At 68.6% G+C, this 17,571-nt stretch carries 17 protein-coding genes; 12 read left to right on the top strand and 5 right to left on the bottom strand.

What is annotated here, in order from left to right; genetic code table 11:
• Position 1 precedes the first annotated feature (1 nt).
• Positions 2-724: a hypothetical protein gene (locus J0J01_RS10070; protein WP_296380152.1), complete on the bottom strand. Its 723-nt coding sequence runs from the start codon at positions 722-724 to the stop codon at positions 2-4.
• A 9-nt stretch (positions 725-733) separates the two neighbouring features.
• Entirely contained in the window at positions 734-2,545 is a 1,812-nt protein-coding gene (locus J0J01_RS10065) for a chloride channel protein (RefSeq protein ID WP_296380150.1), read from the bottom strand.
• Between the two features lie 40 nt (positions 2,546-2,585).
• On the opposite strand from J0J01_RS10065, the gene J0J01_RS10060 reads away from it, so the two are divergent.
• Both J0J01_RS10060 and J0J01_RS10055 read left to right on the top strand, forming a co-directional pair.
• Positions 2,586-3,203 carry an aminodeoxychorismate/anthranilate synthase component II gene (locus tag J0J01_RS10060; protein WP_296380148.1) on the top strand — a complete coding sequence of 206 codons (618 nt, stop codon included), beginning with the start codon at positions 2,586-2,588 and terminating at the stop codon, positions 3,201-3,203.
• 22 nt (positions 3,204-3,225) lie between these two features.
• Entirely contained in the window at positions 3,226-4,185 is a 960-nt protein-coding gene (locus J0J01_RS10055; RefSeq protein WP_296380146.1) for a tripartite tricarboxylate transporter substrate binding protein, read from the top strand.
• A 221-nt stretch (positions 4,186-4,406) separates the two neighbouring features.
• Here J0J01_RS10055 and J0J01_RS10050 read toward each other — a convergent pair whose 3' ends face one another.
• A complete protein-coding gene (locus J0J01_RS10050) occupies positions 4,407-4,607 on the bottom strand; it encodes a heavy metal-associated domain-containing protein (protein ID WP_296380144.1) in 201 nt (66 codons plus the stop codon).
• Between the two features lie 76 nt (positions 4,608-4,683).
• Here J0J01_RS10050 and trpD point away from each other — a divergent pair, with 76 nt between their 5' ends.
• From trpD to glp, 4 genes are read left to right on the top strand one after another with little or no spacing between them, the layout of a single operon-like run.
• The gene (trpD, locus tag J0J01_RS10045; RefSeq protein WP_296380215.1) at positions 4,684-5,697 is read left to right on the top strand and encodes an anthranilate phosphoribosyltransferase; all 1,014 of its coding nucleotides are present in this window, start codon (positions 4,684-4,686) and stop codon (positions 5,695-5,697) included.
• A gap of 10 nt (positions 5,698-5,707) precedes the next feature.
• Positions 5,708-6,502: an indole-3-glycerol phosphate synthase TrpC gene (gene trpC / locus J0J01_RS10040; RefSeq protein WP_296380143.1), complete on the top strand. Its 795-nt coding sequence runs from the start codon at positions 5,708-5,710 to the stop codon at positions 6,500-6,502.
• Positions 6,499-6,975, top strand: coding sequence for a cyclic pyranopterin monophosphate synthase MoaC (gene moaC, locus J0J01_RS10035; protein ID WP_296380141.1), 477 nt, complete (start codon positions 6,499-6,501; stop codon positions 6,973-6,975). The genes trpC and moaC overlap by 4 nt, the downstream gene beginning before the upstream one ends.
• Positions 6,965-8,191, top strand: a complete 1,227-nt coding sequence (gene glp / locus J0J01_RS10030; protein WP_296380139.1) for a gephyrin-like molybdotransferase Glp — start codon at positions 6,965-6,967, stop codon at positions 8,189-8,191. Before moaC ends, glp begins: the two co-directional genes overlap by 11 nt.
• On the opposite strand, the gene J0J01_RS10025 is transcribed toward glp, so the two are convergent.
• Positions 8,157-8,726 carry a class I SAM-dependent methyltransferase gene (locus J0J01_RS10025; RefSeq protein ID WP_296380137.1) on the bottom strand — a complete coding sequence of 190 codons (570 nt, stop codon included), beginning with the start codon at positions 8,724-8,726 and terminating at the stop codon, positions 8,157-8,159. The two genes, glp and J0J01_RS10025, sit on opposite strands and share 35 nt — an antisense overlap.
• 198 nt (positions 8,727-8,924) lie before the next feature.
• On the opposite strand from J0J01_RS10025, the gene lexA reads away from it, so the two are divergent.
• The 3 genes from lexA to J0J01_RS10010 all read left to right on the top strand — a co-directional run bounded on the left by lexA (position 8,925) and on the right by J0J01_RS10010 (position 11,496).
• Positions 8,925-9,668 carry a transcriptional repressor LexA gene (gene lexA, locus J0J01_RS10020; RefSeq protein WP_296380136.1) on the top strand — a complete coding sequence of 248 codons (744 nt, stop codon included), beginning with the start codon at positions 8,925-8,927 and terminating at the stop codon, positions 9,666-9,668.
• Positions 9,669-9,755: 87 nt separating this feature from the next.
• Entirely contained in the window at positions 9,756-10,727 is a 972-nt protein-coding gene (locus tag J0J01_RS10015) for a tripartite tricarboxylate transporter substrate-binding protein (RefSeq protein WP_296380134.1), read from the top strand.
• Between the two features lie 13 nt (positions 10,728-10,740).
• Entirely contained in the window at positions 10,741-11,496 is a 756-nt protein-coding gene (locus J0J01_RS10010; RefSeq protein ID WP_296380133.1) for a class II aldolase/adducin family protein, read from the top strand.
• Here the strand turns inward: J0J01_RS10010 and J0J01_RS10005 are convergent, their stop codons facing one another.
• Entirely contained in the window at positions 11,497-13,623 is a 2,127-nt protein-coding gene (locus J0J01_RS10005) for a ComEC/Rec2 family competence protein (RefSeq protein WP_296380131.1), read from the bottom strand.
• A gap of 72 nt (positions 13,624-13,695) precedes the next feature.
• Here J0J01_RS10005 and gltX point away from each other — a divergent pair, with 72 nt between their 5' ends.
• From gltX to gltA, 3 genes are all read left to right on the top strand, one after another.
• Positions 13,696-15,099, top strand: a complete 1,404-nt coding sequence (gltX, locus tag J0J01_RS10000) for a glutamate--tRNA ligase (protein ID WP_296380129.1) — start codon at positions 13,696-13,698, stop codon at positions 15,097-15,099.
• A 34-nt stretch (positions 15,100-15,133) separates the two neighbouring features.
• Positions 15,134-16,015, top strand: a complete 882-nt coding sequence (locus J0J01_RS09995) for a DMT family transporter (protein WP_296380128.1) — start codon at positions 15,134-15,136, stop codon at positions 16,013-16,015.
• Positions 16,016-16,099: 84 nt separating this feature from the next.
• Complete coding sequence (gene gltA / locus J0J01_RS09990) at positions 16,100-17,398, top strand: citrate synthase (RefSeq protein WP_296380127.1); 1,299 nt, start codon at positions 16,100-16,102, stop codon at positions 17,396-17,398.
• The last annotated feature ends 173 nt before the right edge of the window (positions 17,399-17,571 follow it).

The raw sequence follows: 17,571 nt of genomic DNA, 5'->3' as shown, positions 1-17,571 counted from the left end.
TTCAGCGCGCCTTGTAGTCCGAGTACGTCACCGTCAGGCGCACATGCACGGTCACCTTGCCGATCCGGGCATCCTCGTCGGCGCGGATCAGCACCGGGAACCAGTACTGCTCGGCGACCAGCTCGCGGACCACGAGGAAGCGCATCGGCGCGATCGGCGTATAGGCGCTGCGGCCGCACAGCCGCATGATGGAATCCTCGCGCCCCCTCACCCAGACGCGGCCCTGGAAGCCGCGCACATCGGCCGACGGATCGCGCGGCAGGATGTCGAACAGCGAGGCGTTGAACTGGCCGGTGCGCTGGCGGCCGGAATAGACGATATCGCCGGTGGCGACGCGGTCCGCCGTCAGGGTGAAGGCGTCGCGCAGCGTGTCGAGGTCGCGGTCGGCGAACTTGATCCGCGTCAACGTGTCGACCGCGCCGTCGGCGACCTCGCGCCTCGGACCGTTGGCGTCGAAGCCGAGCGTCGAGACCTGGCGGAACGCGCCGTCGACCGTGTCGCCGTCGAGCGTCTCGACCACCGCCTCGGTCTTGTAGCCGAAGTTGGCGAGCGCCTTGGCGAAGTCCGCCTCTTTCGCCAGGACCTCGCGGGCGAAGTCCTGCGCGGTCATGCGCGATGCGGCGCCGCTGTCGACCGCCTCGAGGTCTTCGGAGCACCTGACCTCGGCCCAGGCGGGTGCCGCAAGAACGGCAGCGAGGGCGAGACAGGCGAGGACGCGGTTCATGCAGGCAGTTTAGCGCGGCGGCTCGGCGATCGAGAAGAGGTCTCGCTGCCCGAGATCGGCGCCGCGGCGGCGCTCGAGCTCCTGGTTGTAGCGGCGCAGCGCATATTGCTCGGTGAGATAGCCGATCACTTTTTTGTCTGTGGGCGATTCGAGCACCGGCAAGGTCTCGATCTCCTTCTCCTCGAAGCGGGCGAGCGCGGTGCGCACGTTCTCGTAGGGCAGCAGGTGCAGGTCGGCCTCGCGGGCGAAGTCGCGGGCGGTGCTGGCGGCGGTCTCGGTCCGCTTCTCGTCGTGCAGCGCGGCGATGTCGAGCGAGCCCATGAAGTCGCCCTCCTCCGACACCACGAACACGCGCGTGATGCTGCCGGGCGGGTATTTCTCGCGCAGCTCGGCGAGCGGCGTGGTCGCCGGCTCGATCTTGGGATCGGCGCGCATCAGGCGGCTGACCGTGAGGTCGGCCAGCCAGCCGATGTCGTGCGCGCCGCGGATGCCGATGCCACGCTGGTGGAAGCGCCAGGTCGAGAAGGAGTAGCCGAAGGAGAGCCGCACGATGGTCGAGGCGATCACCACGCCGACCATGACGCCGACCGTCACCGGAAAGTTGTCGGTGCCCTCCAGCACCAGGAACGCCATGGTGAGCGGCGAGCCGATCACCGCCGCCGCCACCGACGCCATGCCGACCAGCATCAGCATCGGCACCTGGCCGGCCACGCTCGGCACCAGCAGGGCCAGGCCTTGGCCGAAGACGGCGCCGAACACGCAGCCCAGCAGCAGCGAGGAGCTGAACATGCCGCCGCGGAAGCCCGAGCCCAGCGACAGCGCCGAGGCCAGCACCTTGCCGACCACCAGCACCCCCAGCATCAGCAGGCCGGGATTGTGGTCGAACAGGCCCTGGATCGCGCCGTGGCCGCCGCCCAGCACCTGCGGCACGACGAGCGCGACCGCCGTCACGAGGATTCCGCCGATCGCCGGCCGCAGCCATTGCGGCAGGGGGAGGCGGCGCAACAAGCGCTCGGTCCAGGTGACGGACTGCATGGCGAGCACGCTGTAGCCCGCCGCGACGGCCCCCAGCACCACGATCACCAGGTAGAACCACGGCGGGATCGGCGGGAACGGCCCGACCCAGAACAGCGGCGACGGCGGGGCGATCGTCCGCTGGGCGAGCGTCGCCGCCATCGACGCGGCGGCGATCGGCGCCAGCGCGCGCACCGAATAGCCGCCCAGGATCAGCTCGTAGCCGTAGAAGGCGCCGGCCAAGGGCGCGTTGAAGGCGGCGGCGATCGCGGCCCCCGCCCCGGCGGCGACGAAGATGCGCTGGTCCTCGCGGCGCAGGCGGAAGTACTGGCCGACCTTGGCGAGGACGGCAGCGCCGAGCTGGCTGTAGCCGGCCTCCATGCCGACCGCGACCCCCGAGGCGTTGGACCAGATGGTGGCGATCAGCAGGCGCAGGCTGTCCTTCATCGACATGCGCCCACCGTGCAGGGCATTGGCCTCGATCGGGTCGACCACGTCGACCGGCCAATAGCGGCGCATGAGGTAGACGGAGATGCCCAGGACCAGCCCGCCGATCGCCGGCACGATCATCACCCGCTGGGGGTCGACGCTGATGCCGGTGCTGAGGGTATGCACGCCCTGGATGTTGAAGATCAGGTGGTGGGCGGTATCGATCAGCTCGTGCAGGCCGATGGTCAGGGCACCGATCAGCCCGCCGAACACCGCGCAGACGAGAATCTGCGTCGGCTCGTGGGAGCGCAGCCGGCCCTGCAGCAGGAGAATTCGCCGCGCCTGCGCGAGGCCCAGCCGCGGTATCGCAAATTCCATCAGGCTTTCTTTCTACGCCTGAAACGGCGAAAATGTGCCCATGTTGCTTCTGATCGATAATTACGACAGCTTCACCTACAACCTCGTGCACTTTCTGGGCGATCTGGGCGCGCGCTGCACCGTGCATCGCAACGACCAGATCACGGTCGACGAGGCGATGGCGCTGAAGCCCGACGGCATCGTGTTGTCGCCGGGCCCCTGCACGCCCAACGAAGCCGGCATCTGCATGGACCTGATCGAGGCTGCGGCCAAGGCGCAGGTGCCGCTGTTCGGCGTCTGCCTCGGCCACCAGGCGATCGGCCAGGTGTTCGGCGGCAAGGTGGTGCGCGCACCGGTGCCGATGCACGGCAAGCTGAGCGGCATCCAGCACAAGGGCCAGAGCGTGTTCGAGGACGTGCCCTCGCCGTTCGAGGCGACCCGCTACCATTCGCTGATCGTCGATCCCCGGAGCCTGCCGGGCGAGCTCGAGGTCACGGCCCTCACTAAAACTCCAGGGACCGGCGACATCATCATGGGGCTGCGCCACAAGACGCTGCCGATCCACGGCGTGCAATTCCATCCCGAGAGCATCGCCTCGGAGCACGGCCACAAGATCCTCGAGAACTTCCTCAAGATCGCCGGCGAGCATCCGACTCAGCAGAAGAAGAAAGCGGCGTAGTCATCGGACTGCGGGACATCCGATGAAACTCTCCCGCCGCCTCATTGCCGGCCTGCCATTCTTCCTCGCCTTTTCCGCGCGTGCTCAGACGTGGCCGACCAAGCCGCTGCGCATCATCGTGCCGTTCCCCGCCGGCCAGTCGACCGACATCCTGGCGCGTGTGACGGCCGAGCAACTCGGCAAGGCGCTCGGGCAGCAGGTGATCGTCGAGAACCGGCCGGGCGCGGCCGGCACGATCGGCAGCGATACCGCCGCCAAGGCGACGCCCGACGGCTACACGCTGCTGATGGTGACGATCTCGACCCACGGCATCGCGCCGGCGCTGTACCCGAAGCTGCCGTATGACCCGTTGAAGGATTTCGCGCCGATCATCAATGTCGGGCTGACGCCGCAGGTGCTGATGGCGAGCCTGAAGAGCGGCATCACCTCGGTGCAGGACCTGATCGCCAAGGCCAAGACCGGCGACCTGAACTACGGCTCGTCCGGCAACGGCTCGGCGAGCCATCTCGCGGTCGAGCAGTTGCGCGCCGCCGCCGGCATCAAGCTCACCCACGTGCCGTTCAAGGGCAACGCCGACGCCTACCTCGCGCTGCAGAGCGGCGACATCCAGATCATGTCCGACGCGATCCCCGGCGCGGTCGGGCCGGTGCGCAGCGGCAAGGCGAAGGCGATCGGCATCGCCGACGACAAACGATCGCCCTATCTCCCGGACCTGCCGACCATCATCGAGCAGGGCGTGCCGGGCATCGTCGCGGTCGGCTGGATCGGCTTGTCGGCGCCGGCACACGTGCCGGGACCGATCCTCGACCGGCTCAACGCCGAGATGCAGCGCATCCTCGAGGAGCCCGAGGTGGTCGAGAAGCTGAAAGGCCTGTCGTTCGTGCCGGCCGGCGAATCGCGCCAGGCGTTCGCCGCCTACATTGAGGCCGAGATCGCCAAGTGGCGCGGCGTCATCCAAGCGGCCGGCGTCAAAATCGATTAGTGGCCGCGACTCCAGCCTCCAAGTAATTGCACTCTCTCGTCCGGAGCGTCCGGAACCGTCCGGCCCTGGGGGTGGGGGCCGGATTCCCGGATTCGTGCAGAAAACCCTTATGGAATCGGCATCGGAGGCGTCCGGGAGTCCGCCGGATTCGGCGTCGTTGCCCCGGACGCGCGGCCTTTCAGGGCTCTCCTCAGGGTGAGGAGCTCAATCAAATCAAAGGTCTACGGCGCGACGCCGAAGCCTGCGCGCTGGATCGCCCGGGTAATGGCGGCGACGTCGGCTTCCCTGGGGAGCCGCATCTCGCCGCTCTTGAGGTCGACGGAGATCGGCGCGGTGCCGGCGCCGGTCGCGGCGCGGGTGACGGCCTTGACGCAGCCGTCGCAGTCCATGCCGGTCACTTTGAGGATCAGTTCTTCAGCCATGTGATATAGCTACGCGCCCCGCCGCCCGGCCGGCAAGGGGCAAAATAACCCGGGGATTCAAGGTTTGAGCGGCGACATCGACGATTTTCGCGGCCTTCTGGCCAAGGTCGGCAACGGCGCGAGCCTCTCGATCGGCGAGGCCGAGCGGGCGTTCGACATCATGACCTCGGGCGACGCCACACCGGCCCAGATGGGCGCCTTCCTGATGGCGCTCAAGGTGCGCGGCGAGACGGCCGAGGAGCTCGCCGGCGGCGCCAAGGTGCTGCGCGCCAAGGTCCAGCGGGTGCACGCGCCGGACGGGGCGATCGACATCGTCGGCACCGGCGGCGACCATCACGGTACCTACAACGTCTCCTCCTGCTCGGCCCTGGTCGTGGCCGGCGCAGGCGTGCCGGTGGCCAAGCACGGCAACCGCGCCTTCACTTCCAAGTCGGGCGCGGCCGACGTGCTGGGCGCGCTGGGCATCAATCTCGACCTGCCGATCGAGACGCTGGAGAAGGCGCTGATGGTGGCGGGCGTCTGCTTCCTGATGGCGCCGCGGCATCACAGCGCCATGCGCAACGTCGCCGGCCCCCGGGTGGAACTCTCGCCCTCGCGCACCATCTTCAATTTGCTGGGGCCGATGTCGAACCCGGCCCTGGTCAAGCGTCAGCTCGTCGGCGTGTTCGATCGCCGCTGGCTGAGGCCGGTGGCCGAGGCGCTGGGCCAGCTCGGGCTCGAGCGCGCGCTGGTTGTACACGGACAGGACGGCATGGACGAGCTCACCACCACGACCACGAGCTGGGCGGCCTCGCTCGAGAACGGCAAGGTGACCGAGATCGAGATCGCGCCCGAGGATGTCGGCGTGCCGCGCGCGAACATGGCCGCGCTCAAGGGCGGCGATCCGGCGCACAACGCGGACGCGATCCGCGCCGTGCTGGCGGGACATCGCGATGCCTTCCGCGATATCGTGGTGCTGAACAGCGCCGCCGCGCTGATGGTCGCGGGCAAGGCGTCCGACCTCAAGCAAGGCGCGGAGATGGCCGTCGCCTCGATCGACGGCGGCAAGGCCCGGAAGGCGCTCGAAACCCTGGTGAGGATCTGCGCATGAGCGACACGCCGTGAGCGATACATTGGCGAAGATCGTCGACGACAAGCGCAGGCACGTCGCCGCGCGCAAGGCCGTCTGCTCCCAGGCCGAATGCGAGACGCGCGCCGAGGCCGCCGAGCCGCCGCGCGGCTTCGCGAAGGCGCTGAAGGCGACCATTGCCTCGGGCCGCTACGGCCTGATCGCCGAGATCAAGAAGGCCTCGCCCAGCAAGGGCCTGATCCGGCCGGACTTCGATCCGCTGTCGCTGGCCAAGGCCTACGAACGCGGCGGCGCGACCTGCCTGTCGGTGCTGACCGACGAGCCCTACTTCCAGGGCAAGGACGAGTTCCTCGGCCAGGCGCGCGGCGCGACCAAGATGCCGGCGCTGCGCAAGGATTTCATGATCGATCCGTACCAGATCGCCGAGGCGCGGGCGCTGGGCGCCGACTGCATCCTGCTGATCATGGCCTGCCTCGACGACCAGCTCGCGGCCGAGCTGGCGCGGCTCAGCCATCTCTACGGCATGGACGTGCTGGTCGAGGTGCATGACGGCGACGAGCTCGAGCGTGCGCTCGCCATCGACAGCGACCTGATCGGCGTCAACAACCGCAACCTCAAGACGCTGGCCGTCGATCTCGCGACCACCGAGGCACTGGCGCCCAAGGTGCCGAAGGATCGTGTGCTGGTCGCCGAGAGCGGCCTCGGCTCGCCGGCCGATCTCGCGCGCATGGCCAAGGTCGGCGCGTCGGCGTTCCTGATCGGCGAGAGCTTCATGCGCAAGCCCGACGTCGAGGCGGCGGTACGCGAGATCCTGGTGAAGGCATGAGCGATCTCACCCACTTCGACGAGCGAGGCAATGCCCGCATGGTCGATGTCGGCGACAAGGACGTCACCGAACGGGTGGCGACCGCGAAGGCCAGCATCGTCATGCAGCCGGCGACGCTCGCGCTGATCCGCGACAAGAAAGCAGCCAAGGGCGACGTGCTCGCGGTGGCACAGCTCGCCGGTATCATGGCGGCCAAGAAGACGGCGGACCTGATCCCGCTGTGTCATCCGCTGGCGCTGTCGTCGGTGCAGGTGACCCTCGCGCTCGACGAGAAGCGCAACGCCGTCGACATCGAGGCGACCTGCAAGCTCAAGGGCAAGACCGGCGTCGAGATGGAGGCGCTGACCGCGGCCTCGGTCGCGGCGCTCACCGTCTACGACATGTGCAAGGCGGTCGATCGCGGCATGGTGATCGAAGAGGTGAAGCTGCTGCACAAGTCGGGCGGCAAGTCGGGGACCTTCAATGCCGGCTAAGATGCTCTCCGTCGCCGAGGCGCATGCGCGGGTGATCGCGGCCTTCTCGCCCCTGCCCGCCGAAACGGTATCGATCGCCGATGCGGCCGGCCGCGTGCTGGCGAGTGCGCCCAAGGCGCGGCTGACCCAGCCGCCGGCCGATCTGTCGGCGATGGACGGCTACGCCGTGCGTGCGGAGGACGTGCCCGCGGCGCCGACCACGCTGACGCTGGTCGGCGAGGCACCGGCCGGCGGCTCGTACGACCAGGCGCTGAAACCCGGCGAGACGGTGCGCATCTTCACCGGCGGTCCGCTGCCGATGGGCGCCGATTCGATCGTCATCCAGGAAGACACCAAGGCCGAGGCCAGGAAGGTCACCATCCTCGAAGCGCCGAAGATCGGCCGGCACATCCGCAAGGCCGGCCTCGACTTCAGCGCCGGCGATGCGCCCTTCCCGGCCGGCCATACGCTGACCACGCGCGACGTCGCGCTGCTGGCGTCGATGAACCTGCCGTGGCTGTCGGTGTTCCGCAAACCGCGGGTGGCGATCCTGTCGACGGGCAACGAGCTGGTGCTGCCGGGCGAGCCGATCGGCCGCAACCAGATCATCTCCTCGTCCGGCGTCGCGGTGGCGGCGCTGGTGCGCGCCTGGGGCGGCGATCCGACGCTGTTCGACATCGTGCGCGACGAGCGCGAGGCCACCGGACAGGCGATCCTCGCGGGCGCGCAGCATGACGTGCTGATCACCCTGGGCGGCGCGTCGGTCGGCGACCATGACCTGGTGCAGGATTCGCTCAAGGCACAGGGCTTCGGCATGGATTTCTGGCGCATCGCCATGCGCCCCGGCAAGCCGCTGATGTTCGCCGCCAGGGACCGCGCGCGGGTGATCGGCTTCCCGGGCAATCCGGTCTCGACCATGGTCTGCGCGCTGCTGTTCCTGAAACCCGCGATGGAGCGCATGACCGGCCAGGCCGGCGCCCTGCCCGCCACCGTCACCGCCCGCCTCGCCGTCGGCGTGAAGGAGAACGACCAGCGCGAGGACTATGTCCGCTCGCTGGCCCGGCGGCAGGCGGACGGCACGCTGGTCGTCGAGCCGCACAAGATCCAGGACAGCTCCATGCTGTCGGTGCTGTCGTGGTGCAATGCGCTGATGATCCGGCCGCCGCACGATCCCGCCCGCAAGGCCGGCGACGCGGTGCAGATCATCGACCTGTCGGCAGTGCCGGGCGGGTACTGACCAGGAGGTCGTAGACGTGCGTCTCGCCCGGGAAAGTGCGGCGGTCGCCCGATCGCTCGAACCCGTCATAGAGGCTGAGCTCTTCCGGATCCTCGTGGCGGCCGGTGTTCCAGCCGACGACCAGCAGGCCCTGTGGCGGCAGTATCCGGTGCAGCTCGTCGAAGGTGCGGCGCATCTGCTCGGGCGTGTCGATGCCGAAGCCCAGGACGCCGTTCAAGACCACGCCGTCGAAGAAGCCCGCCGGGCGGTGACGGGTGAGCTCCTGGACCGGCGCCATAATATGGCGGCGTGCTCCCCACACGGCCACGCGAGGGGCGACGTCGAGGGTGGTGTAGCGGTCGGCGGGGAACAGCCTCTCGTAGTGCCAGGTGTAGGACGCCGTGCCGACGAACAGGACCGACCTGCAGCGGTCACGCATCCGCGGCAGGATCTCGGTCTCCAGGCACCGCCGGCTCGCCAGGCCCGGAAGGTGTCCATAGGGCCGGTTGACGCCCCAGGCGAGCAGCAGCGACCGCTGCACACCCTTGGGCAGCAACCGCCTCCCCGAACGCACCAGAGAACCGCGAATGTGAAATCTCACGCCGTGCTATTGCACATATCATGAATGTAGAAGCAACCGCCTGAATCCCCACATTCCCTGGGATAACTTGACGATTCCCCGGAACTAAACTAGAACATGTGCCGGGTTTCAGGATTTGTTCCGGAATCTGGTAGGCATTTCGGGGAGAAGACGGTGCTAACCCGCAAGCAAAACGAACTGCTTCTGTTCATCAACATGCGCCTCAACGAGGCCGGCGTCTCGCCGTCCTTCGACGAGATGAAGGAGGCGCTCCGGCTCAAGTCCAAGTCCGGCATCCATCGCCTGATCACCGGGCTGGAGGAGCGCGGCTTCCTGCGCCGCCTGCCCCATCGGGCGCGCGCGCTGCAGGTCCTGAAGCTGCCCGACGCTGCCGCCCTGCCGGCCCCCAACGTCACGCCCCTGCTCGACTCGCGCCGCGGAATGGCCGAGAGCCGCGAAGCCTTCGTGCCGCAGATCGTACGCGGCGAGAAGCTGCCGCTGGCCGGCGCCATCCAGGCCGCCAACGAGGCGCAGGCGCTTAGCCTGCCGCTCTACGGCCGGATCGCCGCCGGCACGCCGATCGAGGCGCTGCGCGACAACTCCACGACGGTCGACGTGCCAGTGTCCCTGCTCGGCTCCGGCGCGCACTACTGCCTCGAGGTGCAGGGCGATTCGATGGTCGAAGCCGGCATTCTCAACGGCGACATCGCGATCATCAAAAGCGCCGACTCGGCCGAATCGGGCGAGATCGTCGTGGCACTGGTCGACGATGCCGAGGCGACGCTCAAGCGTCTTCGCAAGAAGGGTGCGTCTATCGCACTCGAGCCGGCGAACGCCGCCTACGAGACTCGGATCTTCGGACCCGACCGCGTGAAGATCCAGGGCCGCCTGGCAGGAATCTATCGCCGCTACCATTAGCGCTCATGCGCGGGGATGACCCCGCTCATGCGCGGGGATGTCCCCGCGCTAATTGAAGCATCGCAGGACACGTGATCAAACGTGTCCATGATCAAACACACTCGTCGTGCAATTCTTGCCGGCGCCTCTGCGGCGCTGGCGGCGCCCGCGGTCGTGCGCGCCGATACCTGGCCCAGCCGTCCCATTCGCTGTGTCGTCGCGCTGCCGCCGGGCGGCGGTACCGATTCGACCGGGCGCCTCGCGATGCAGCGCCTCTCCGAGGCGCTGGGCGTCGCGGTCGTGGTCGAGAACAAGCCCGGCGCCGGCGGCACGATCGGCAGCGACATCGTCGCCAAGGCGGCGCCCGACGGCTACACGCTGGGCATCGCGACCTCGTCGAGCCACGCCGCCGCGCCGGTGTTCCGCAAGGACCTGCCCTACGATCCGGTGAAATCGTTCACCGCCGTCACGCAACTCGGCACCACCGCCTACATCCTGATCGGCGGCCCGTCGGCCAATGCCAAGGACCTGCCGACGCTGATCGCCAACATCAAGGCGCAGCCCGGCAAGGTGCCCTGCGCCTCGCTCGGCCCCTCGACGCTGGGCTACCTGCTGACCCAGCAGTTCGAGCTGGTGACCGGCCTCAAGATGATCGACACGCCCTACAAGGGCGCGGCCCAGGTCTATCCCGATCTGATGAACGGCACGGTCGCGGTGATGCTCGACAATCCCTCGGGCTCAGCCGGCCTGGTCCGCGAGAAGCGGCTGACCGGCTTCGCGGTGACGCGGCCATCGGCGGCGGTGCCCGACGTGCCGACCTTCGACAGCCAGGGCGTGACGAACTTCGAGGACGTGTTCTGGTACGGCGTCGTGGCGCCGGCCGGCCTGCCGCCGGAGATCGCCGAGCGCATCCAGAAGATCCTGGCACAAGGCTTCCTCGCCGATCCCGGTCGCGCCAAGATGCGCGCGCTCGATGTCGAGCCGGTGATGTCGACGCCGCAGCAATTCGCCAGCATCATGGCCACCGACACCGCGCGCTGGAAGGCGCTGGCCGACCGCCTCGGCCTCAAGCCCGAATAACAGGAGACGCACCATGGATGGCAGCCCGACCCCGACCTATCGCGTCAACGAGCTGACGCCCGATCCGGCCGTCTCGTTCGATCCCAAGGTGGTGAAGGACTACGTCACCTACGCCCATCGCATCGCCAATCGTGGGCTGGTGAATTCGAGCGTCGGCGGCATGGTGATCCGCGTGCCGCATCCCAACCATCTCGACGGCGTGTGCTACGCCAAGCCGCAGGGCATCAGCCTCGAGGAGGTCGAGGACGGCGATCTGGTCATCACCGACATCCCGTACGGCCGCATCCTCGCCGGCGAGCGCGCGACCACCGTCGGCCATCAGATGAACCGCGAGATCCTGCGGCTGCGGCCCGACATCAACTCGGTGATCCATCTGCATCACGACGAGATGATCGCCTTCATGGCGGCAGGCTACGACAAGATCCGTTCGTTCAGCCTGACCTACGGCTACCTGATGCAGAAGCCGGCCCACTACCTGCCGGCCAGCGTCAACGTCGAGGACGATGTCGGCCCGATCAAGACCTTCATCCAGGACACCAACTGCATCATCATGAAGCGGCACGGCTTCACCGTGCTCGGCCGCTCCGTGTCGGAGGCCTATCACCGCACCTGCGTGCTGGTGAGCGAGATCAAGCGCAACATCATCGTCGAGATGCTGTGCGCCGCCAACGGCAAGACGGCGGAGGACGTCACCGAGGAGGAGATGGCCTACATGGCCACCCACGGCGACCAGGTGATGTATCCGCAGCTCATCAGGAAGAAGGGCTGATCAAGCGCCCGGCGCCTTGACCGGCGCCGACTGACGCGAGGAGCTGTTCGGCACCCACGGCCGGTCGCCGCGCGCGGCGTTGGTGGTCTCGCGCCGCACGCCCGATTCGTCCAGCCACAGCGCCTGCGCGCCGTCGCGCCAGGCGTCGCGGCGGTCGATGACCAGGCGCGGGCCGCGGCATTTGCCCTGGGCATCGACGGTCGAGAGCACGATGTCGGCGCTGCCGCAAGCTTCCGCGAGACGCCGGTCGTCGCTGACCAGCGCGACCCGCCACGGCCCCTTGCGCCAGCGGCACAGCCCGGTCTGGCAGCCGAGGCCCAGCGCCTGCTCATCGGCGCTCGCCAGCCATTTCTTGGCGCCGTCCTGGCCGCTGCGCCGCGCCCAGGTGTCGGTGACGAAGCGGTCGAGGCGCGCCGAGGCGACATGCACCACGCCCTTGTCGCGCAGGCCGAGCACGCGGCCGTCCTCGCTCATCAGCAGGTCGGGCGGCCGGCCGGGCCCCAGCATCAGCGCGACGGCGACGAGCGGCAGGCCGGCAAATCGCCAACGTCGCCGCCACAGGCAGAACCACAAGCCGCCCAGCGTCATCAGCCACAGGCTGGCGCCGGGCAGCGACGGCACCAGCGTCGCGGCCTGCGGCCAGGCGGCGACATGGAAGGCGATGGCGTTCAGCCCGTCGACGCCCCAGCCCATCGGCACCAGGGCGACGCGCTCCAGCCCGAACGGCATCAGCAGCATCGCCAGCAGACCCCACGGCATGATCCAGAAGCCGGTCAGCGGCACGCCCAGCAGGTTGGCGACCACGCCGAGCAGCGATAGCCGATTGAAATGGTAGGCGGCGAAGGCGCCGGTCGCTACCGAGGCGATCAGCGTCGTCGCGAGGCTCGCCCCGAATCCCGCCACCAGCCGGCGCAGCCAGCGATGTCGTTGGCGCTCGGCGCGATCGTGCTGGCGCCGCCGCCAGCCCGCGCCCATCTCCCAGGCGGCGATCAACGCGACCACCGCCGCGAACGACATCTGGAACGAGGCGCCGGTCAGCGACTCGGGCGCCGCCACCAGCACGACGATCGCCGACCATGCCACCAGGCGCAGCGACAGCGCCGTGCGGTCGAGCAGCACCGCCAGCAGGGCGAAGGCCGCCATGGCGCAGGCGCGCTGCGCCGGCACCGGCGCGCCGGCCAGCGCGGTGTAGAACAGCGCCGCCGCGAGGGCGACGACGGCGGCGATCTTTTTGGCGTCGACCCGCAGCGCCAGCGGCGGCACCAGAGCGACGCCGTAGCGGATCAAGCCCATCACCAGGCCGACGATGAACACGATGTGCAGGCCCGAGATCGACAGGATGTGCGCCAGGCCCGAATCGCGCATCGCCTGGTTGATGTCCTTGTCGACCGCGGTCTGCTCGCCGGTGAGCAGGGCCGCGACCACGCCGCCTTCGGGGCCGGGCAGCGCCTTCAGGATGCGCTCGGTGATGTCGGCCCGCAGGCCGTCGATAGCTCTCACCAACCCCGAAGGCTTGCCGTGCTCGATCACGACCGCCGGTGCCAGCGCGTAGCCCACGGCCCCGAGCTGCTGGTACCAGGCGACCCGTTGGAAATCGAAGGCACCGGGCGTCGCCGGCCCCGACGGCGGCGAGAGGTTGGCCAGCACCAGCAGGCGGTCGCCGACGCCGATTTTCGGCGCGCCCTTGCCGAGCGATACCCGGACTCGCTGCGGCATCATCTCCGGCGGCGGCACGTGGTCGCCCTTCAGCCGCACCGCCTCGAGCACGACCCGCACGCCCTCGGGCAGGCGCTGGATGTCGGCGATGCGGCCCTCGACATTGATGCTGAACAGCGGCCGGCCGATGGTCGGCGCTGCCAGATGCGCGGTCCGCCAGGTCGCCAGCCCGAAGCCCAGCGCCGCCGCGGCCAGGCCGATGCACAGCGCCCGCGCCTGGCTGCCGGCGGGCGCCAGGATGACGGCGACGATGGCGGCGCCGGCGACCGTCGGCCCGAGCCACAGCGCCGGCTCGACCGGCAGCTCGAAATAGACCGCGATCCCAAGGCCCATCGCGACCGGCAACCACAGCAGCCAGCGACCGCGCTCGGCGTCGAGTTGTTGCAGGATCCAGGCGCGTGTTCCCGTCATCTCCCCTCGTTTGACAGGTCAGCGACGCTCCCCTACCTACGGCGCGCTTTTTAGGCCCAAATGCGGCAAAACATGACCGTCGTCACACGCTTCGCCCCCTCGCCGACCGGCTATCTCCATATCGGCGGCGCCCGCACCGCGCTCTTCAACTGGCTGTTCGCCAAGCACCATGGCGGCAAGTACCTGTTGCGCATCGAGGACACCGACCGCGCCCGCTCCACCCAGCCCGCGATCGAGGCGATCCTCGATGGCCTGTCGTGGCTCGGCCTCGATTGGGACGGCGAGGTCACCTACCAGTTCGAGCGCGCCGCGCGTCACGCCGAGGTCGCCAAGCAGATGCTGGCCGAGGGCAAGGCCTACCACTGCTACGCCTCGCCCCAGGAGCTCGACGAGATGCGGGCGGCCCAGAAGAAGGCCGGCGTGCCGATGCGCTACGACGGCCGCTGGCGCGACCGCAGCCCTGCGGAGGCGCCGGCCGGCGTCGCCCCGGTGATCCGCCTGAAGGCGCCGCAGAGCGGCAAGACGGTGATCCAGGATGCGGTGCAGGGCGAGGTCACGGTCGAGAACGCCCAGCTCGACGACATGATCCTGCTGCGCGCCGACGGCACGCCGACCTATATGCTGGCGGTGGTTGTCGACGACCACGACATGGGCGTCACCCACGTGATCCGCGGCGACGACCATCTCAACAACGCCTTCCGCCAGTTGCAGATCATCAAGGCGATGGGCTGGCCCGAGCCAGTCTATGCCCACATCCCGCTGATCCACGGCGCCGACGGGGCCAAGCTCAGCAAGCGTCACGGCGCGCTGGGCGTCGACGCCTACCGCAACATGGGCTTCCTGCCGGCAGCGTTGCGCAACTACCTGCTGCGGCTGGGCTGGGGCCATGGCGACGACGAGATCATCTCGACCGAGCAGGCAATCGAATGGTTCGACCTGCCGGCAGTCGGCCGCGCCGCCTCGCGCTTCGACATGGTGAAGCTCACCAACCTCAACGCCCATTACATGCGCGAGATGGCGGACGCCGAGCTGCTGCCGCTGGTGCTGCCGCGCATCGAGGCCAAGATCGGCGGCAAGGTCGACGCGGTCGGCCTCAGGCGCCTCTCGCAGGGCATGAACGGCGTCAAGCAGCGCTCGCGCACCCTCGCTGAGCTGGCCGACAACCTCGTCTTCTACGCACGCGACGGCGCGCCCGCGATCGCCGACGACAAGGCTCGCGCCCAACTCACGGTCGACGCCAAGGGCCTGCTCGGCAAGCTCGCCACGGCGCTCGACGGCGAGAACGACTGGAGCGAGCAGGCGATGGAAGGCGCCGTCCGCCGCTTCGCCGAGGCTGAGGGCGTGAAACTCGGCCAGGTGGCGCAGCCGCTGCGCGTGGCGCTCAGCGGCTCGACCGTGTCGCCTGGCATCTTCGAGGTGCTGTCGGTGCTCGGGCCCTCGGAGACCAAGCAGAGATTGCTGGCGGCCGCCGGATAGACCGGCACCGCCTGAATGCGGCATCCATCGCGCCATGAGCTGGCGCGTCTGGATCTGGTTGCTGTCGCTGTCCGTGCTGTGGGGCGGCTCGTTCTTCTTCGCCAAGGTGGCGATCGAGACACTTCCCCCGCTGACCGTCGTGTTCGGCCGCGTGGCGCTAGCCGCACTCGCGCTCAATCTCGTGAATCCGCTGCGGCGCGACGCGCCCTGGCGCGCTTTCTTCGCCATGGGAGCGCTGAACAACGTCGTGCCCTTCGCATTGATCTTCTGGGGCCAGACCCATATCGCTTCCGGGCTAGCCTCGATCCTCAATGCGACGACGCCGCTGTTCACGATCGTGGTCGCGCACGCCCTCACCGATGACGAAAAGATGACTGGCGCCAAGGTTGGCGCGTTGCTGATGGGTGTCGCCGGCGTCGCCGTGCTGATCGGGCCGGCGGCTCTTGCCCAGCCGAGCGGCAGCCTGTGGGGTGAGCTCGCCTGCCTCGGCGCCGCACTGTCCTATGCCTTCGCGGGCATCTACGGCCGCCGCTTCCGGGCGATGGGCGTGGCGCCCCTCGATGCCGCGGCAGGACAGGTGACCACGAGCAGTGTGTTGATTCTCCCGATCATGCTGGCGGTCGACCAGCCCTGGACTCTGCCGTTGCCGCCATCGGAAACCTGGGCCGCCCTCGCCGGCCTCGCACTGCTGTCGACGGCGCTGGGCTATGTCCTCTACTTCCGCATCCTCGCGGCGGCCGGGGCGACCAATCTGCTGCTCGTCACTTTCCTGATACCGGTCACATCCATCGTGCTGGGTTCGCTCTTTCTGCAGGAGCGGCTGGAGCCCCGGCACTTCGCTGGCATGGCCGTGATCGGGCTCGGCCTGGCGGTGATCGACGGCCGCATGGGTCGCCTCCTGCATCCCGCGAAATAGCGGCCGGCCCGCACAATTGCGCCTTTTCGACCGGCTTGTTAGGGTGCCGACGAACCCGTCAAATCGAGCCGAAAGAGTGCTGCCATGGCCAAGTCGACTGCCACGCTGACCGACAATGAAACCGGTAAATCCTACGACTTCCCGATCATCCACGGCACCATCGGCCCGCGCCTGGTCGACATCCGCAAGATGTATGGCGAATCGGGCATGTTCACCTACGACCCGGGTTTCACCTCGACCGGCTCGTGCGGCTCGAAGATCACCTATATCGACGGCGACGAAGGCGTGCTGCTCTACCGCGGCTACAACATCGCCGAGCTGGCCGAGCAGAGCGACCACATGGAAGTCAGCTACCTGCTGATGAACGGCGAGCTGCCGACCAAGGCGCAGAAGGACAAGTTCGTCCACGACATCACCATGCACACCATGCTGCACGAGCAGCTCAGCACCTTCTATCGCGGCTTCCGCCGCGACGCCCATCCGATGGCGGTGTGCTGCGGCGTGGTCGGCGCGCTGTCGGCCTTCTATCACGACTCGCTCGACATCAACGATCCGTACCAGCGCATGGTCGCGTCGTACCGGCTGATCGCCAAGATGCCGACGATCGCGGCGATGGCCTACAAGTACTCGGTCGGCCAGCCGTTCGTGTACCCGCGCAACAACCTCTCCTACGCCGGCAATTTCCTCAACATGATGTTCTCGGTCCCGGCCGAGGAATACGAGGTCAGCCCGGTGCTCGAGAAGGCGGTCGACCGCATCCTGATGCTGCACGCCGACCACGAGCAGAACGCCTCCACCTCGACGGTCCGTCTCGCCGGCTCCTCGGGCGCCAACCCGTTCGCCTGCATCGCCGCCGGCATCGCCTCGCTGTGGGGCCCCAGCCACGGCGGCGCCAACGAGGCCGTGATCAACATGCTGCACGAGATCGGCGGCAAGCAGAACATCCCGGGCTTCCTGAGCCGCGTGAAGGACAAGCAGGACCACACCCGCCTGATGGGCTTCGGCCATCGCGTCTACAAGAACTACGATCCGCGCGCCAAGGTGATGCGCCAGACCTGCCACGAGGTCCTGACCGCGCTCGGCATCAACCACGACCCGCTGCTCGAGCTGGCGATGGAGATGGAGCAGATCGCGCTCAAGGACGACTACTTCGTCAGCAAGAAGCTGTACCCGAACGTCGACTTCTACTCGGGCATCATCTTCCGCGCGATCGGCATCCCGACCTCGATGTTCACCGTGCTGTTCGCCGTGGCCCGCACCGTCGGCTGGATCTCGCAGTGGAACGAGATGCTCGAGGATCCGGACTCGAAGATCGGCCGTCCGCGCCAGCTCTACGCCGGCCAGACCGAGCGCCCCTACAAGCCGCTGCACCTTCGGGGCTAGCGCCGTGGCGCGCTCCTCGCACGGCTCCCGACGCGCGCTGCCCTGGGCAGCCGCGCAAGGACCGCGGCCATTGCCGCCGCGGGTCGTGCGCCTGGGGCGCGCCGCCAACGACAATACGCGCCTGCGGAACCTGCGGGCTCGCCTCGTTGTGATCGGCATCGCGGCGGCGGCAG

Source organism: Reyranella sp. (assembly GCF_017305915.1).
In the GTDB taxonomy this organism is placed as follows: domain Bacteria; phylum Pseudomonadota; class Alphaproteobacteria; order Reyranellales; family Reyranellaceae; genus Reyranella.
This window is presented reverse-complemented; position numbering and strand designations above follow the sequence as displayed.

Coding starts and splice junctions, on each gene's coding strand:
- J0J01_RS10070 (WP_296380152.1), bottom strand. CDS start 724: ATGAACCGCGTCCTCGCCTGTCTCGCCCTCGCTGCCGTTCTTGCGGCA.
- J0J01_RS10065 (WP_296380150.1), bottom strand. CDS start 2,545: ATGGAATTTGCGATACCGCGGCTGGGCCTCGCGCAGGCGCGGCGAATT.
- J0J01_RS10060 (WP_296380148.1), top strand. CDS start 2,586: ATGTTGCTTCTGATCGATAATTACGACAGCTTCACCTACAACCTCGTG.
- J0J01_RS10055 (WP_296380146.1), top strand. CDS start 3,226: ATGAAACTCTCCCGCCGCCTCATTGCCGGCCTGCCATTCTTCCTCGCC.
- J0J01_RS10050 (WP_296380144.1), bottom strand. CDS start 4,607: ATGGCTGAAGAACTGATCCTCAAAGTGACCGGCATGGACTGCGACGGC.
- moaC (WP_296380141.1), top strand. CDS start 6,499: ATGAGCGATCTCACCCACTTCGACGAGCGAGGCAATGCCCGCATGGTC.
- glp (WP_296380139.1), top strand. CDS start 6,965: ATGCCGGCTAAGATGCTCTCCGTCGCCGAGGCGCATGCGCGGGTGATC.
- J0J01_RS10015 (WP_296380134.1), top strand. CDS start 9,756: ATGATCAAACACACTCGTCGTGCAATTCTTGCCGGCGCCTCTGCGGCG.
- J0J01_RS10010 (WP_296380133.1), top strand. CDS start 10,741: ATGGATGGCAGCCCGACCCCGACCTATCGCGTCAACGAGCTGACGCCC.
- J0J01_RS10005 (WP_296380131.1), bottom strand. CDS start 13,623: ATGACGGGAACACGCGCCTGGATCCTGCAACAACTCGACGCCGAGCGC.
- gltX (WP_296380129.1), top strand. CDS start 13,696: ATGACCGTCGTCACACGCTTCGCCCCCTCGCCGACCGGCTATCTCCAT.
- J0J01_RS09995 (WP_296380128.1), top strand. CDS start 15,134: ATGAGCTGGCGCGTCTGGATCTGGTTGCTGTCGCTGTCCGTGCTGTGG.
- gltA (WP_296380127.1), top strand. CDS start 16,100: ATGGCCAAGTCGACTGCCACGCTGACCGACAATGAAACCGGTAAATCC.